Annotated in this window: 17 protein-coding genes; 6 read left to right on the top strand and 11 right to left on the bottom strand. The window is 59.7% G+C overall.

The annotated features are described in order from the left end of the window. Positions 1-49: 49 nt before the first annotated feature. Genes DK871_RS01390 through DK871_RS01380 form a run of 3 tightly spaced genes read right to left on the bottom strand, consistent with a single transcriptional unit; the run spans position 50 to position 3899 of the window. Complete coding sequence (locus tag DK871_RS01390; protein WP_161903729.1) at positions 50-1348, bottom strand: cytochrome c; 1299 nt, start codon at positions 1346-1348, stop codon at positions 50-52. An 11-nt stretch (positions 1349-1359) separates the two neighbouring features. Beyond that, positions 1360-3144: a GMC family oxidoreductase gene (locus DK871_RS01385; RefSeq protein WP_032894333.1), complete on the bottom strand. Its 1785-nt coding sequence runs from the start codon at positions 3142-3144 to the stop codon at positions 1360-1362. A gap of 2 nt (positions 3145-3146) precedes the next feature. Then, a complete protein-coding gene (locus tag DK871_RS01380) occupies positions 3147-3899 on the bottom strand; it encodes a gluconate 2-dehydrogenase subunit 3 family protein (RefSeq protein ID WP_161903728.1) in 753 nt (250 codons plus the stop codon). 275 nt (positions 3900-4174) lie between these two features. Between DK871_RS01380 and DK871_RS01375 the strand changes: the two genes are divergently transcribed. Beyond that, positions 4175-4825, top strand: coding sequence for a dual specificity protein phosphatase family protein (locus DK871_RS01375; protein WP_161903770.1), 651 nt, complete (start codon positions 4175-4177; stop codon positions 4823-4825). A 107-nt stretch (positions 4826-4932) separates the two neighbouring features. Here the strand turns inward: DK871_RS01375 and DK871_RS01370 are convergent, their stop codons facing one another. Together DK871_RS01370 and prlC are read right to left on the bottom strand one after the other, a co-directional pair. After that, a complete protein-coding gene (locus DK871_RS01370; protein WP_017528719.1) occupies positions 4933-5208 on the bottom strand; it encodes a YheV family putative zinc ribbon protein in 276 nt (91 codons plus the stop codon). Next, complete coding sequence (gene prlC, locus DK871_RS01365; RefSeq protein ID WP_003187320.1) at positions 5205-7256, bottom strand: oligopeptidase A; 2052 nt, start codon at positions 7254-7256, stop codon at positions 5205-5207. The genes DK871_RS01370 and prlC overlap by 4 nt, the downstream gene beginning before the upstream one ends. 101 nt (positions 7257-7357) lie before the next feature. On the opposite strand from prlC, the gene DK871_RS01360 reads away from it, so the two are divergent. Next, complete coding sequence (locus DK871_RS01360; protein WP_161903727.1) at positions 7358-7900, top strand: gamma carbonic anhydrase family protein; 543 nt, start codon at positions 7358-7360, stop codon at positions 7898-7900. Continuing rightward, positions 7897-8556, top strand: a complete 660-nt coding sequence (locus DK871_RS01355; RefSeq protein WP_161903726.1) for an HAD family hydrolase — start codon at positions 7897-7899, stop codon at positions 8554-8556. The genes DK871_RS01360 and DK871_RS01355 overlap by 4 nt, the downstream gene beginning before the upstream one ends. 608 nt (positions 8557-9164) lie before the next feature. Here DK871_RS01355 and DK871_RS01350 read toward each other — a convergent pair. Then, positions 9165-10208 (bottom strand): aminopeptidase, encoded by a 1044-nt coding sequence (locus tag DK871_RS01350; protein ID WP_161903725.1) that lies wholly within the window; start codon positions 10206-10208, stop codon positions 9165-9167. 110 nt (positions 10209-10318) lie between these two features. Here DK871_RS01350 and DK871_RS01345 point away from each other — a divergent pair, with 110 nt between their 5' ends. Further along, the gene (locus tag DK871_RS01345) at positions 10319-10741 is read left to right on the top strand and encodes a hypothetical protein (protein WP_161903724.1); all 423 of its coding nucleotides are present in this window, start codon (positions 10319-10321) and stop codon (positions 10739-10741) included. Between the two features lies 1 nt (position 10742). On the opposite strand, the gene DK871_RS01340 is transcribed toward DK871_RS01345, so the two are convergent. Both DK871_RS01340 and DK871_RS01335 read right to left on the bottom strand, forming a co-directional pair. Continuing rightward, positions 10743-10982, bottom strand: coding sequence for a DUF1161 domain-containing protein (locus DK871_RS01340; protein ID WP_161903723.1), 240 nt, complete (start codon positions 10980-10982; stop codon positions 10743-10745). A 149-nt stretch (positions 10983-11131) separates the two neighbouring features. Further along, positions 11132-11563: an OsmC family protein gene (locus DK871_RS01335; protein ID WP_003187311.1), complete on the bottom strand. Its 432-nt coding sequence runs from the start codon at positions 11561-11563 to the stop codon at positions 11132-11134. 220 nt (positions 11564-11783) lie between these two features. Between DK871_RS01335 and DK871_RS01330 the strand changes: the two genes are divergently transcribed. Continuing rightward, on the top strand, positions 11784-12785 hold the full coding sequence (locus DK871_RS01330; protein WP_032894344.1) for an LLM class flavin-dependent oxidoreductase: 1002 nt from the start codon (positions 11784-11786) through the stop codon (positions 12783-12785). 57 nt (positions 12786-12842) lie between these two features. On the opposite strand, the gene DK871_RS01325 is transcribed toward DK871_RS01330, so the two are convergent. Beyond that, entirely contained in the window at positions 12843-13070 is a 228-nt protein-coding gene (locus DK871_RS01325) for a DUF1161 domain-containing protein (protein WP_032894345.1), read from the bottom strand. A 116-nt stretch (positions 13071-13186) separates the two neighbouring features. Then, complete coding sequence (locus DK871_RS01320) at positions 13187-13402, bottom strand: dodecin (protein WP_005783406.1); 216 nt, start codon at positions 13400-13402, stop codon at positions 13187-13189. 157 nt (positions 13403-13559) lie between these two features. Here DK871_RS01320 and DK871_RS01315 point away from each other — a divergent pair, with 157 nt between their 5' ends. Beyond that, the gene (locus DK871_RS01315; protein WP_003187304.1) at positions 13560-13886 is read left to right on the top strand and encodes a YqjD family protein; all 327 of its coding nucleotides are present in this window, start codon (positions 13560-13562) and stop codon (positions 13884-13886) included. Positions 13887-13894: 8 nt separating this feature from the next. Here the strand turns inward: DK871_RS01315 and DK871_RS01310 are convergent, their stop codons facing one another. Next, positions 13895-14791, bottom strand: a complete 897-nt coding sequence (locus DK871_RS01310) for a LysR family transcriptional regulator (protein WP_069556959.1) — start codon at positions 14789-14791, stop codon at positions 13895-13897. Positions 14792-14871: the final 80 nt, after the last annotated feature.

Below are 14871 nucleotides of genomic sequence, written 5' to 3'. Positions count from 1 at the left end.
TCGAGGCGCGAGGTTTCTGACCAGTGCCGTTGGGCGGCCAGCGAACTTATCAGTGCTTTTGCGTCACCTGCCCCAGGTCATCACTCGAGGTGGTGTGCAGATCGTTTTTGCGCAGATCCGCCACATCGCTCGCCTTGACCGGTGCGCCCTGGTTGCCCCAGCTGCCACGGATAAAACTGACTACATCGGCCACTTCCTGGTCCGACAGACGCCAGGCGAACGCCGGCATGGTGAAGGTTGACGGCGCCGCATGGGTGGCCGGCAACGTACCGCCGCTCAACACAATGTTGATCAACGACGTGGCATCTGCCGTCTGCACCACCGGGTTGCCCGCCAGCGCCGGGAATACCCGCGTATAGCCATGGCCGTCGGTACGGTGGCAGGCCGCGCAGTTGTCGATATACACCGACGCACCCGGCTTGCTGTCATCGCCCTTCCACAGCGCTTGCGCTACCTGCTTGTCGTATTGGTGCGGCTGGTCCTTGGGATCGACCGCTGGCAGGCTTTTGAGGTAACGGGCGATAGCGGTCAGGTCTTCTTGGGACATGTACTGCATGCTGTGCACGACCACATCACTCATGCCGCCGAACACCGCGCTGCGGTCGCTGCGCCCGGTCTTGAGGAACTGCACCAGCTGCTCCTCGCTCCAGCTACCGAGACCGTCCTTGTGGTCGCCGCGCAGGCTTTTGGCAATCCAGCCTTCCAGCGGCGCACTGCCAGACAGGAAGGCGCTGCCGTCCGTGGCACTCAAGGCTTTTTCCTGCATGGTCAGGGCGCGCGGCGTATGGCAGGCGCCGCAATGTCCAAGACCTTCCACCAGGTAGGCACCGCGATCAGTCACGGGTTCGGCAGCAGCTTGCGGCTGATGCGCCTCGACCGCCGGTGCAAACATCCAGCGCCAGGCCGCCAGCGGCCAACGCATGCTCAAGGGCCAGGGAATATCGCTGTCCTTGTTTTCCTGGGCGACCGGTTCAACCCCCTTCATGAAGTACGCATACAACGCTTGCATATCGCTGTCGCTGACGCGTGCGTAAGACGGGTAGGGCATCGCCGGGTAAAGCGTACTACCGTTCTTGGCGACGCCGTGGCGCACGGCCTTGTCGAAGTCCTCGAAGCTGTAGTCGCCCAGGCCGGTCTTGTCCGGGGTGATGTTGGTGGAATAGATCACGCCAATGGGTGTTTCCATCGGCAGGCCACCAGCGAAGGGCTTACCACCCTTGGCGGTATGGCAGGCGACACAGTCACCGGCACGCGCCAGGTATTCGCCCTGCTTGATCAAGTCGGCTTCGGCGGCGCTGATCGAGCAACTGCTGAACAGCGCCAGTGAGGCGATAACGAGTGCTTTCATGGTATCGCTCCTTATGCCTGAACCAGTGGGCCGGGGTTTTTGAGGTACTGCTCGCGAATCGCTCGCGCCGACCAATAGGTCAACGCTGCCACCAGGCCGGTAGGGTTGTAGCCCAGCCCTTGTGGGAAAGCGGAAGCACCGGGGACAAATACGTTGTGCACATCCCAGCTCTGCAAGTAGCGGTTCAATGCACTGGTTTTCGGGTCGGTGCCCATGATCGCGCCACCGTTGAGGTGGGTGGTCTGGTAAGAGGCGGTATTGAAATGCTCACCGACCTTTTTACCCAGCACGGCGATGGCCTTGGGATTCATGGCCTGGGCCACTTTGCCCATTTTTTCCATCATGAAGCGGTTCATCTTGATGTCGTTTTCTTGCCAGTCGAAGGTCATGCGCAGCAGCGGCAGGCCGTAGGCATCGCGGTAAACCGGGTCCAGATCCAGGTAGTTGCTGCGGTAGGACTGATGGGCACCGTGGGAGTCCATGGAGACCTGATGGGTGTAGTAATCGGCGGTGGCGCGCTTCCAGGCGCTGCCCCAGGCCGGCGTGCCCGGCGGGTTGGACGTACCGGCAATCGGCCGGCTGCCCGCCTGGTTGACCCACATCGGCGAACCGCCCACGAAACCGTGGGGGCCGTGGTCAAAGTTGTCGGCGTTGAAGTCGTCGATGGCCACGCCATTGCCGCCCGCGCCGATAAAGTTGTTGGTGTGGGTGTCCTTGTCGAAGAACGCCTTGATGGTGCCCATGTTCTGGTAGGCGAAGTTGCGGCCTACCACACCCTCGTTGGTAATCGGGTCGTAGGGTTTGCCGATGCCGGACAGCAGCATCAGGCGCACGTTATGGAACTGGAAGGCGCCAAGAATCACCAGGTCGGCCGGTTGTTCGCATTCGCGGCCCTGGGCGTCGATGTAGGTCACACCGGTGGCTTTCTTCTTGGTGCTGTCGAGGTTGACCTTGAGCACGTGGGAATTGGGCCGCAGCTCGAAGTTGGGCACCTGGCGCAAGGCCGGCAGGATGTTCACGTTTGGCGAGGCTTTGGAATACATGTAGCACACGTAGCCACTGCAAAAGCCGCAGAAGTTGCACGGGCCCATCTGCGCACCGTAGGGGTTGGTGTACGGCCCCGACGTGTTGGCCGACGGCAGGTTGTAAGGTTTGTAACCTACGTCGGTCGCCGCTTTCTGAAACAGCTGGGCGGAGACGGTATTTTTCTGCGCTTCCAGCGGGAACGGGTTTGAACGATCCGGCGCGTAGGGGTTGCCGCCACGGCCTTCGCCGACCAGTTGGCCCTTGACCGTCCAGGCTTGGCCGGAGGTGCCAAAGACTTTTTCCGCGTAGTCGAAAAACGGCTCCAGCTCTTCATAGCTGACGCCGAAGTCTTGGATGGTCATGTCCTTGGGAATGAAGTTCTTCCCGTAGCGCTCTTCGTAATGGCTGCGCATGCGCAGCTCAATCGGGTCGACACGAAAATGCACGCCCGACCAGTGCAGCCCCGCACCACCGACGCCATTACCCGGCAAGAAAGCGCCCAACTGACGATTAGGCAGGGCCACGTCATTTACGCTGTGGCGAATGGTCACCGTTTCTTTGGAGATGTCCTGGAACAGCTTCTTACGCACGCTGTAGGTCAATTCGTCGATGACCTGCGGATAGTTGCCGTCTGGGTAAGTGTCCTGCATCGGGCCGCGCTCCAGCGCTACCACGTTGAGGCCCGCTTCCGTCAGCTCCTTGGCCATGATCGCGCCCGTCCAGCCGAAGCCCACAATCACTGCATCCACTTTCTTCATGATGGTCGCCACGTTTATGCCCTCTCGCCGCGAATGGAAACAGCCGGGAAGGGGTATTGCTCGTTGCGTTCCACCCAATCCATGAAGTCGGCACGGGCACCGGGGAAACCGATCATGGTCCAGCCGACCATGCCTTTATTACCGCCGTGGATAGGGTCGCAGAAGAAACCTTCCTTGGTGTTTTGCAGCAAAAGGTTGAAGAACATCTTGGGCGGCACGGCGTCGAAGTGCGCCGCCAGTTCGCTGCCGCCAGCCTCTAAACGTCGCAGCATATCGTCTCGGGTAGCGCTGTCTTGCGCAGCAAAAGCTTTACCGTTGAACGCTTTCGACCAGGCATCCGTAGCAGCAATACCCAGGCGGTAGATCTCCTTGGGCACCAATTTGCTCTGCCAACCCATCTCCGGCGCCGCGTCGGCGTTGAACGGGCCTTGCATGAACCACAGGGCGCCACTGGCGTAAGGAGTGTTCATCTGGCGGTCGATGTATTCCGGCGCGCCAGCCTCCAAGGCGCCAGGGCCCTGGGCGTCAGCGGGAATCAAGCGCTCGACGGCGGCGTTGATAAACGCCCATTCCTCGGCCGTGAAATAGCTTGGCTCGTAGGCTTCATCGCTGACCGCAGGCTTGGCCGGCTCGGCCTGGGCAGGCTCCGGCGTGGCCATCAACATCGAACCACCAAGGCCGGTGCTGGCAACCGTGACCACCGGGATCAAGGTCAAGGATTTGCGTAAAAAGTCACGCCGGGGGTTGTCTTGATCTTGATCAGACATAGGTACACCTCATCATGTGGTCACGGGTTCATCCGCCGCTTCTGGGAGCAGCGTGAAGGCTTTGCGGCTAATTGGATCCAAGTAGATACAGCACAATGGCAAACATTAGTTACAAATGATAGCAGGCTAAGAATTCAGCGGCGTCAATTCGGCGACAAAAACACCGGATCAGATCGCAAGTATCACAATTCTTTGACGCGGACCTCACGCCGTATTGACCCGCCTTGAGTAAGTCTGTGGCCCATCAGCCACTTCCTCGCGCGGTCACAACGTTCATGTTCAACACACGCATACTGCTCGTTCTCGGCTTGGCGCTCATGAGCCTGCTCAACACCGTACAAGCCGATGAGGCTGCGTCGATCCGCTCGCCGGAATGGGCCCAGCCGGTGGGCAACCAATACAACCTGCATCAAATGACACCCACGCTCTATCGCAGTGCATTGCCGGACGAGCGTGCGCTGCCCCTGTTGCAAACGCTCAAGATCGCTACGGTCATCAACTTCCTGCCGGAATCTGATGCGCAGTGGCTCCAATCATCTGATATCAAACAGGTGCAGTTGAGCTATCGCACCAACCACGTCGACGATTCCGACGTGCTGGCGGCGATCAGGGCGATTCAGGCAGCAGAGGCCGATGGCCCGGTGTTGATGCACTGCAAGCACGGCGTCGACCGCACCGGCCTGATGGCAGCGATGTATCGGGTGGTGGCTCAGGGGTGGAGCAAGGAGGACGCGCTGAACGAGATGACCTTGGGCGGCTTTGGCAGCAGCAAGGGTTTCAAGGACAGCGTTCGCTACATGATGAGAGCCGATGTCGACAAGTTACGCACAGCGTTGGCGAATGGGGATTGCAGCACCAGCGCGTTTGCGTTGTGCTCAATGAAAGGTTGGATCACCACAACGGGTAAGGAAGAGAAAAAATTGTAGGAGCGAGCTTGCTCGCGAAAAACTCAACAGCGCCGCGTTTATTCAGGAAACACGCGTTATCGTTAACGTTTTTCGCGAGCAAGCTCGCTCCTACAGGGGGTGCGGGGTTAGTCTTTTTTCAGCTTCGGGTTTGGAAAGAACTGCACTGCCTGCACTTTAGGGTCCGCCGGGGCTTTCAACGCGGAGGTATTGACCCTTGTGCCCAATTCCTTGGGCACCGACAGGCCTTGATCATTCAGCGTATCGGTATACCCGCAGGCCACGCACTCGCGGTGTGGCACGCTGTCTTCGGTCCACATCTTCAACTTGTCCGGCTCGCTGCACGCCGGGCAGACAGCCCCGGCGATAAATTGCTTTTTGGTGATCACAGGCCCTTCACTCATGCTGCCGCGTCCTCACTCAGGCCGCTGTGGCGCAAGAGTGCGTCAATCGACGGCGCGCGTCCGCGGAAATCGACGAACAGCACCATCGGCGCCTGGGAACCGCCACGCGCCAGGATGGCTTCACGGAACGCACGCCCGGTCTGGGCGTTGAGCACGCCGTCTTCCTCAAACTTGGAGAAGGCGTCCGCCGAAAGTACTTCGGCCCACTTGTAGCTGTAGTAACCCGCCGCATAACCGCCGGCGAAGATGTGCGCGAAGCTGTTGGGGAAGCGGTTGTAGGCCGGTGGGCGCATCACCGAGACCTCATCGCGCACGCCTTCAAGTACCTGGGCCACACTGCGACCATCGCCATGGGTGGCGTGCAGTTCAAAGTCGAACAGCGAGAACTCCAGCTGACGCACCATCATCAGGCCGGACTGGAAGTTTTTCGCCGCGAGCATTTTCTCCAGCAGGTCCTGGGGCAGGGGCTCACCGGTTTCGTAGTGGCCGGAGATCAGCGCCAGGCCTTCGGGCTCCCAGCACCAGTTCTCCATGAATTGGCTCGGCAGTTCCACTGCGTCCCACGCCACACCGTTGATACCGGATACGCCGGCGTGTTCCACGCGGGTGAGCAGGTGATGCAGGCCATGGCCGAATTCGTGGAACAGGGTGGTGACTTCATCGTGGGTCAGCAGGGCAGGCTTGCCGCTGTCGGCCGGAGTGAAGTTGCACACCAGGTTGGCGACGGGGCTTTGCAGCACGCCATCAACGGTACGGCGGCGGTCACGGGCACCGTCCATCCAGGCACCGCCACGCTTGTTGGCGCGGGCGTACAGGTCGAAGAAGAAACGCCCGACGTGCTCGCCGTTTTCCTTGATTTCGAACAAGCGCACATCCGGGTGCCAGGTGTCGAAGCCTTTGAGCTCAGCGATCTCGATGCCGTACAGGCGCTGCACAATGGCAAACAAGCCACCCAGCACTTTGTCGATCGGGAAGTAGGCGCGCAAGGCTTCCTGGGAAACGCTGTAGCGCTGCTCTCGCAGTTTTTCGCCGTAGAAACCGCTGTCCCAGCTTTGCAGATCAGGGCAGCCTTGCTCGGCGGCATAGGCCTTGAGCTGTTGCAGGTCCTGGGCGGCAAACGGCTTGCTGCGCTTGGCCAGGTCACGCAGGAAGCTCAGCACCTGGTCGCTGGACTCGGCCATCTTGGTGGCCAGGCTCAGCTCGGAGAACGACGCATAACCCAACAATTGGGCCAGTTCCTGACGCAGGTCGAGGATCTGTTCCATCACCGGGCCGTTATCGTTCTGACCGGCATTCGGGCCTTGGTCTGACGCACGGGTGCAGTAGGCGGCGTACACCTCTTCACGCAGGGCACGGTCCTGGGCGTAGGTCATGACGGCGTAGTAGCTGGGGAATTCCAAGGTGATCAGCCAGCCGTCGAGGCCCTTGGCCTGGGCGGCGGCGGCCATTTGCGCCTTGGCCGAGTCGGTCAGGCCGGCAAGGGTGGCTTCATCGGTGACGTGCTTGGTCCAGGCCTGGGTGGCGTCCAGCAACTGGTTGGAGAACTTGCTGCCCAGCTCGGACAGCTTGCTCTGCACCTCGGCGTAGCGCTTTTGCTGCTCCGGCGGCAAGTCGATACCCGACAGGCGGAAGTCACGCAGGGAGTGCTCTAGAATGGTTTTTTGCGCCACATCGAAACCGGCAGCTTCCGGGCTGTTGGCCAAGGCTTCGAAGGCCTGGAACAGCTCACGGTTCTGGCCCATCTCGGTAGAATAAGCGCTCAAGGCCGGCAGGCACGCCTCGTAGGCTTCGCGCAGTTCGGCGCTGTTGCACACGGCATTGAGGTGGCTGACCGGGCTCCAGGCCGCACCGAGGCGATCATTGAGTTCGTCCATGGCCAGGACCAGGCCGGCCCATGTCGGATTTTTACCCTGGCTTTGCAGGATCTCTGCGATTGCCACGCGGTTGTCGGCGAGGATCTGTTCGATGGCCGGCTGCACGTGCTCGGCACGGATCGCCGAGAACGGCGGCAGGTCGTAGGACTGCAAAAGAGGGTTGTTCGCGCTCACGGTGGGCACCTTGGCTGAAGAAACATGTAGAACAAAGATGGGGCCATCTTAATTACAATCAACACCCACCGCAGCTATCAGCACAACAGAGAGAGGCTATCGTGACCCTTCGCACCTATCAGAACCACACGCCAACCCTCGGCGCCGGGGCGTTTGTCGATATTTCGGCGGTGGTGATCGGCGATGTCGAAATCGGCGCCGACAGCTCGGTTTGGCCGCTGACCGTGATTCGCGGCGACATGCACCGCATCCGCATCGGTGCGCGCACCAGCGTGCAAGACGGCTGCGTGCTGCACATCACCCATGCCGGGCCGTTCAATCCTGACGGTTTCCCGTTGCTGATCGGCGACGATGTGACCATCGCCCATAAGGTCATGCTGCATGGCTGCACCGTGGGTAGCCGCGTCCTGATCGGCATGGGCAGTATCGTGATGGATGGCGCCGTGGTTGAAGACGACGTGATCATCGGCGCCGGCAGCCTGGTGCCGCCAGGCAAGAAACTCGACAGCGGTTTTTTGTATGTGGGCAGCCCGGTTAAGCAGGTTCGCGCATTGACTGACAAAGAGCGTGCCTTTTTCACCTACAGCGCGGCGAACTACGTGAAGCTCAAAGACCTGCACCTGGCCGAAGGATTCGATCAATGACCCTGCATCACCCCACCGTCCTGTTCGACCTGGACGGCACCCTCACCGACCCGCGCGAGGGCATTACCCGTTCGATCCAGTATGCCCTGGCCAAACTGGGCATTGATGAACCCGACCTGACCAAGCTCGAACACTTCATCGGCCCGCCCTTGTTGCAGGCGTTCATGCAGTTTTACGCCTTCGACGAGGCCAAGGCATGGGAGGCAGTGAATTTCTACCGTGAGCGCTTCAAGGTTACCGGCCTGTACGAAAACCGCGTGTTCGACGGCGTCATGCCGTTATTGGAAGAGTTGAACAGCCAAGGGCGCCAGCTGTACGTCGCCACCTCTAAACCGTGGGAATTTGCCCGCGAGATTGCGCGGCATTTCGACTTTGCCAAGCACTTCAAGGTGATCTACGGCAGCGAGCTGGACGGTACGCGCACCAACAAGGTCGAATTGATCGCGCATTTGATGCGTGAGGAAGGCCTGGACCCGGCCACCACCTTGATGATCGGCGATCGCAAGCATGACCTGATCGGGGCACGCAGTAATGGGCTGGATTCGGTCGCCGTGGGGTATGGGTTTGGTAGTTTTGAAGAGCTGAATGCCGAGGCGCCGACCTGGCATTTCGAGACGTTGGACCAGATGCATCAGGCGTTTTTGCAGCGGTCTTGAGAGCGCTTTCGCAGGCAAGCCAGCTCCCACAGTCGAGCGCGCGCTCATGTTGAAAGTCGGTCAACTGTGGGAGCTGGCTTGCCTGCGATGAGCATAGATATCTACACAACTTCGATACGACGCTGGACCTGTGGCGAGGGAGCTTGCTCCCGTGACGACCAGATAGCCGACGCTGTTCTAACTGACGCACCGCGATCCAAATGTGGGAGCTGGCTTGCCTGCGAAAGCGGCCTGACAGTCAACACAGTCGGACCGTGTACATATCCATTGCTGCGGTAACGGCCACTTAGGGTTCCGCTCTGACAGCGGCTCACTTTTGAAAAGCGCAAAAGTAAGCAAAACGCTCTTGCCCCACCACTCGGCACCTCGCTTAGGCTCGGTGTGCCCGTAATCCGCCAGTGATTTGGGGGGCCGCCGCCACGCGCCATCCATGGCGCGGGGCGGCTAAACCGGCATCCCTGCCGGTTTACCCCCCAAATCCCTGTCGAATTCCGGCCAGCGTGGTTTAACGGGGCGCCTAAGATCAAGAGCGACTCGCTTCGCATCGTGGTTACCGTCTGCTATTACAGCCCACAAAGTTGTGTAGATACCTATGCTGCGATAAGGCCCTAACGGCCAACCCTCTCCAACTGCCTCAACGCCGCTTTACGCTGCTCCACCGGCAGCTCACCCAACTTCTCCACCGTCGCATAAAACCTCACCCAATCCCCACCTTCCTGCGCAAACAACGCCGCAAACGCCGGCACCCATTGGTCATACAACCCAAACGGCAACAGCCGGGCATTGTTCATCGGCTGGTTGATCCAGGCGTCATAACGCTTGTCACCCTCCCATTGGCTATCGCGCAGGTGCCGGTATTCGCTGCGCAACTGTTCGAATTGCGCCGCTTTGGCCTGGCGCATCGCGTCCGCTGCCAACGGCTGCGCGTACAACGTCTCCAGGCGTTTACGGGTATCGAGAATCAGCCGGATAAATTGGTCACGTTGCTTCAACGCCACATCGCCGACAGGTGCCAGGCCCCGCGCCGCACGCCATTGTCGGGTGCCTTCCTGCTCGACAAAACTGGCATAGGACTCGTTGAACTCGGTGTCATCCTTCACGTAAAAGCGCTGGTGGGCCAGCTCATGGAAGATCAGCGTGGCGAGGCGCTCATCGCCCCAGCTCATCATCGAACTCATGATCGGGTCGTTGAACCAGCCCAGCGTGGAGTAGGCCTCCACGCCACCTATCGACACGTCCATGCCCTGTTGCCGCATCAGTGCCGCCTCGCCCCGCGCTGCGCCTTGGTTGTAGTAGCCGCGATAGGCGACGCAACCGGCGATGGGAAAGCAATGGTTCTGTGGTGACAGAGAAAATTCCTGTGTGGCAAAGACATTCCAGACCACATAGGGTCGGCCAATATCGGCATACAGCCGATAACTTTGGTTATCAGGCAGATGCAGCTGTTCACTGGCAAAGGTTCGGGCTTTCTGCGATTGAGCCAGATGCTCGCGCAGCACTGGCGGGCGAGCAGGGTCGGCGATGACCTCGGCAACCGGCTCCCGGGCTCGCAACAGCTGCCACTGGCCGCTCGCCAACTGGCTGTAATAACTGACACTGGAGCAGCCGCTGAGCAGCACAACCATCAGCCCTGGAAGAAAACGCCTGATCATGCACTGACTGCTCCTGGGAGATTGGTTCGCCAGACTATCGCGCTTGCAGGGGATTTTTCCACGGCATGGCGTGTTTATACTCAAGCCTCTCTTCGTGTTGAGTACCTGCCATGCGCCAGCTTGTGCTTCCCCTCGCCGCTGTGTTCCTCAGCGCTTGCGCCTATACCCCCATCCCCCCTGTGGACCCGCAGCAGGCCTGGGTCGATTTCACCACGCCAACACCGGGTTCCAAGTTGGTGATGGCTCAGCGCCTGGACGGAAAAAACCTCGACGACGGGCGCTTTTTTCAAATGCCTCCCGGCCCTCATGAGCTGATGGTGCGCTTTGATTTTGAAGTACCCGCCGGCGGCGGCCTGGGTGGCCTCAGCCAGATGATGTATCGCACCTGCTTCATGACGCTGCAGTACGACCACTTTCACGCCGGCCAGCGCTATGTGCTGGAAGGGCGCTCACAGGCGTTCACGCCCAACATTCGGCTGTACGACTCAAGCCGCCAGTTATTGGCCGAAGAGCGCAGCGTGAATTGCATCTGAGTCAGTCGTTGTTCTTTTGGTAGAGGATGCGCTTGGTGCCGTTTTCGCACGAACCGACAATCATGGCCGAGTCATGGTTCTTGGCTTCTTCGGCGGTGATGATCTCCAGGGTGTAGGACGGAATCGCCTTGGCCTGGATATTCACTTCGATTTCTTTCCTGAGCTCTTCACAATCTTTTGGCGCGGCCATGGCCGAAGTGGCCAATACACCGCAGATGATTGCCAAGGCAAAACGTTTCATGTGTGGAGCTCCCTGAATGCGCTGCGCACGAGTGTGCGCCTAGGCTGCATGGGCTATTCGACCACATTTTGCAAACACGAGTTCTAATTTAACGCAGAACTAAAATGTGGGAGCAGGCTTGCCCGCTCCCACATAAGATGACTGCTGTGTCAGTTGACCAGCGTGGCATCCAACGTGATGGTCGCATTCAGCACCTTGGACACCGGGCACCCTTCCTTGGCCTTTTTGCTCAGTTCATCGAACTGCGCCTGGCTTGCGCCTGGGATTTTGGCCTTCAGGATCAGATGCACTGCTGTAATCGCAAAGCCGCCCTCGACCTGGTCCAAGGTCACTTCGGCCTGGGTGTCGATGCTGTCAGCCTTGAGCCCAGCGTCGCCGAGAATCATGGAAAACGCCATGGAGAAACAGCCGGCGTGAGCTGCGCCGATCAGTTCTTCAGGGTTGGTACCCTTGCCGCCCTCGAAGCGGGCCTTGAAGCCGTAGGGCGCTTCGCGCAGCACGCCGGTTTCCGTGGAAATGGAGCCCAGGCCAGTCTTCAGGTCGCCTTCCCAATGCGCGGATGCCTTTTTAACGATACTCATAGCTTTCTCCTCGAACGGTGGTTTTGCGTCGGTAAGGGTTCTGAGGATAGACGCCACGGCAAAGTTCATCTTGTCGGAGAAACCTAGCAATCCAGTAGGAAATTTCAGAGTCACCTATTGAATCTCGGGTATATGCCCTCATTGCATAGAACATGCACATGCAGCGGCAGGTTTTGGCTCGTTTACAAAAGCCTGTGCGCCCTATTGGAGAAGCAGGCTTATGAAATCGCTGTCCGACGTAAAATTTTCGACCCTCGACCTGGTGCCCGTACGCGCCAACGGCAGCCCGGCGCAGTCGCTGCGCAATTCCCTGGACTTGGCCCAGCATGTGGAGAAGTTCGGCTACCACCGTTTCTGGGTAGCTGAGCACCACAATATGGACGGCATCGCCAGTTCGGCCACCTCGGTACTGCTCGGTTACCTGGCGGGTGGTACCTCGACCATTCGCGTGGGTTCCGGCGGCGTGATGCTGCCTAACCACGCGCCACTGGTGATCGCCGAGCAGTTCGGCACCTTGGAAAGCCTCTACCCTGGCCGTATCGACCTGGGCCTGGGGCGCGCGCCCGGTTCCGACCAGATGACCGCCCGCGCCCTACGCCGTGAACGCTCCGGCAGCGCCGATGACTTCCCCGAAGATGTGGCCGAGCTGATGGCCTACCTAGGCCCGCGTACGCCCGACCAACGGGTTATCGCGGTACCGGGCACCGGCACCAATGTGCCGGTGTGGCTGCTGGGTTCGAGCCTGTTCAGTGCGCAATTGGCCGGCGAGCGGGGCTTGCCTTACGCCTTCGCTTCCCATTTCGCACCGCGCTTGATGCATGAGGCCATTCGCGTGTATCGCAATCACTTCAAGCCTTCAGCCGTGTTGGATAAGCCCTACGTGATGCTCGGCATTCCGCTGGTGGCCGCGGACACCGATGAGCAGGCCGATTACCTGGCCACCTCGGTGTACCAGCGTATTCTGGCGTTGATGCGCGGTCAGAGTCTGGTGCAGCGCCCTCCAGTAAAAACCATGGACGGCCTGTGGTTGCCCCATGAAAAAGACGCGGTGGGCAGCTTTCTCGGGCTGGCCATGGTGGGCAGCCCCGCGAAGATTCGCGCCAAGTTGGAGGTGTTGATCGAGCAGACCGGTGCCGATGAGCTGATTTTTACCAGTGACCTGTATGAGCACGCCGACCGGATTCATTCCTACGAGCTGCTTGCACAAGTGATGAAGGGCTGAAATCCAGGCGAAAAAAACCGACGCACTTGCGTCGGTTTTTATGTCCACAACACGAGGTTAACCGCGCTTGTAGGCAATTTCCTTGGTGCCACCTTCGCAGGTGCCAACCACTGTGTGGTCACTTGGCGTAGCGCCTTTGTCCACCACTTCCAGCGAATACCCCGAAGCACCCTTGGCGTCGATTTTCGCTGCGATTTCGCTTTTCAGCTCTTCACAAGGCTTGCCCGCCGCCATAGCGGTACCCGCAATGCTCAACAACCCTACCGCCAACAGAAACGTCTTCATCCGTTACTTTCCTTGCGCTGATCAAAAAGAGCGTGCCGACGCTCATCGCATCGGCACCCGTTGTTTGTAGCGCAGGTTATGGCAATCGGCCAGCGGGCAAAGTTCAACTCTGCCGATCAACTACTGGCAATGCGGAATCCCACTTTGAGCGTGACCTGGAAGTGCGCAGCCTTGCCATCCTTGATGTGACCACGGGTTTCGGTCACCTCAAACCACTCCAGATGCTTGATGCTTTTGTTGGCTTCGGCCAGGGCATTATTGATCGCGTCTTCGATGCTGGTGGTGGAAGAGCCTACCAGTTCGACTTTCTTGTACGTGTGATGATCACTCATGGCGTTTCTCCTTTAGGTCGTCAATCAAGACTAGCAGCGAATGTGCGTACTGCTTCAGGCGACCGTTGGGAGACGAAAGTTCAGAATTACTGCACTTTCTGAAACCGGCGCAGTCGGTATCTACACACGCCACTCAATCACTTCAGGAGATGTCCACATGGCCAACACTTCTTTACGCAAAGCGTCGCTGGAAAGCATGGAAGCCGAGATTTCGAGCCTGCTCAAATCTCTGGAGAGCCTCAAGGATGACGCGTCCGATGAGTCGCGCAAAACGCTGAAGGCCTTGAAAAGCAATGCCGAGAACGCGCTCAAGCACTCTCGTCACCTGATCAGCGACGCCTACGAAGAAAGCAAAGTCAAAATCCGCGAAACCAGCGCTGCCACCCGTGACTACGCTCAAGAGCATCCATGGACGACCGCTGGCGTCGCCGTTGGCGCACTGGGCCTGCTGGCGGCTTACCTGCTGTGCAAACGCGGTGACTGATTGACCGGTTAAACCGGTTGGCGCAACAGCTCAGCCTTGAGCCATTGCGCCAACTGCCCGGCGCGCCCATCCGCGGCGCGCTTGGGTAGCCACAACGCCAGGTGCGCCGGGGTTTCACTGAAGCCCCACGGCGCCACCAGGCGACCCGCTCGCAGGTCTTCTGCCACTAGCGGTTCTGGCGCAATTGCCACTCCCAACCCGGCAACCGCCGCTTCCAGCAAATAATACAAATGCTCAAACCCCTGGCCGAGTTTCAACGCGCCGGGCTCGATGCCGTGTTGCCGTGCCCAACTGGGCCAGGCCTGCGGCCTTGAGGTGGTGTGCAGCAAGGCTTGCTCGGCCAGTGCCAAAGCCGGAGCCTGGCGCAGCTGTTCAAAATCGGCGAAGCGTGGGCTCATAACCGGGCCGATACGCTCGCTGGCCAGCTCATACACCTGCATATCCGCTGGCCACGGCGGCTCAGCGAACACCAGCAAGGCATCCAGCCCAGGGCGGCGGGGGTCCAGATCGCCTTCGCCCGCCGACAGGTGCAGACGCAAATCCGGCAAGTCGGCATTCAACCGCCCCAGCCGAGGAATAAACCAGCGCGCCAGCAAGCTGCCTGAACAGCCGAGTACGAAAGGTGCATCGGCACCGCGCTGGGTCAGTTCGGCGCACACGTCGCGCAAACGCTCGAAAGCTTCCGCGCTCGCGTCACGAAGCCTTACCCCCGCATCTGTGAGTTTAAGGCCGCGCCCGTCCTTGACGAACAGGCTCACGCCCAAGTGCTCCTCCAGTACTTTCAACTGGCGGCTGACGGCGCCGTGAGTCACGTGCAATAGCTCTGCTGCCTGGCTGACGCTGTTCAGGCGGGCGGTGGCTTCAAAAGCGCGCAAGGCATTGAGGGGAGGAAGGTCGCGGCTCATCTGTGAGTTTTCCTGACAGGTTGCGGCGATCTTATCGGTTTTCAGGCCAAGGCGTCACGCGTAGAGTGACCGTCATTGCC

It is taken from the genome of Pseudomonas sp. L13 (assembly GCF_009935965.1).
In the GTDB taxonomy this organism is placed as follows: Bacteria; Pseudomonadota; Gammaproteobacteria; order Pseudomonadales; family Pseudomonadaceae; genus Aquipseudomonas; species Aquipseudomonas lactis.
The sequence above is the reverse complement of the archived record's forward strand: the minus strand, read 5'-3'. Positions and strand labels throughout refer to the sequence as shown.

Coding starts and splice junctions, on each gene's coding strand:
- DK871_RS01340 (WP_161903723.1), bottom strand. CDS start 10,982: ATGAAACGTTTTGCCTTGGCAATCATCTGCGGTGTATTGGCCACTTCG.
- DK871_RS01330 (WP_032894344.1), top strand. CDS start 11,784: ATGAAATCGCTGTCCGACGTAAAATTTTCGACCCTCGACCTGGTGCCC.
- DK871_RS01380 (WP_161903728.1), bottom strand. CDS start 3,899: ATGTCTGATCAAGATCAAGACAACCCCCGGCGTGACTTTTTACGCAAA.
- DK871_RS01355 (WP_161903726.1), top strand. CDS start 7,897: ATGACCCTGCATCACCCCACCGTCCTGTTCGACCTGGACGGCACCCTC.
- DK871_RS01335 (WP_003187311.1), bottom strand. CDS start 11,563: ATGAGTATCGTTAAAAAGGCATCCGCGCATTGGGAAGGCGACCTGAAG.
- DK871_RS01315 (WP_003187304.1), top strand. CDS start 13,560: ATGGCCAACACTTCTTTACGCAAAGCGTCGCTGGAAAGCATGGAAGCC.
- DK871_RS01310 (WP_069556959.1), bottom strand. CDS start 14,791: ATGAGCCGCGACCTTCCTCCCCTCAATGCCTTGCGCGCTTTTGAAGCC.
- DK871_RS01375 (WP_161903770.1), top strand. CDS start 4,175: ATGTTCAACACACGCATACTGCTCGTTCTCGGCTTGGCGCTCATGAGC.
- DK871_RS01345 (WP_161903724.1), top strand. CDS start 10,319: ATGCGCCAGCTTGTGCTTCCCCTCGCCGCTGTGTTCCTCAGCGCTTGC.
- DK871_RS01320 (WP_005783406.1), bottom strand. CDS start 13,402: ATGAGTGATCATCACACGTACAAGAAAGTCGAACTGGTAGGCTCTTCC.
- DK871_RS01370 (WP_017528719.1), bottom strand. CDS start 5,208: ATGAGTGAAGGGCCTGTGATCACCAAAAAGCAATTTATCGCCGGGGCT.
- DK871_RS01390 (WP_161903729.1), bottom strand. CDS start 1,348: ATGAAAGCACTCGTTATCGCCTCACTGGCGCTGTTCAGCAGTTGCTCG.
- DK871_RS01325 (WP_032894345.1), bottom strand. CDS start 13,070: ATGAAGACGTTTCTGTTGGCGGTAGGGTTGTTGAGCATTGCGGGTACC.
- DK871_RS01350 (WP_161903725.1), bottom strand. CDS start 10,208: ATGATCAGGCGTTTTCTTCCAGGGCTGATGGTTGTGCTGCTCAGCGGC.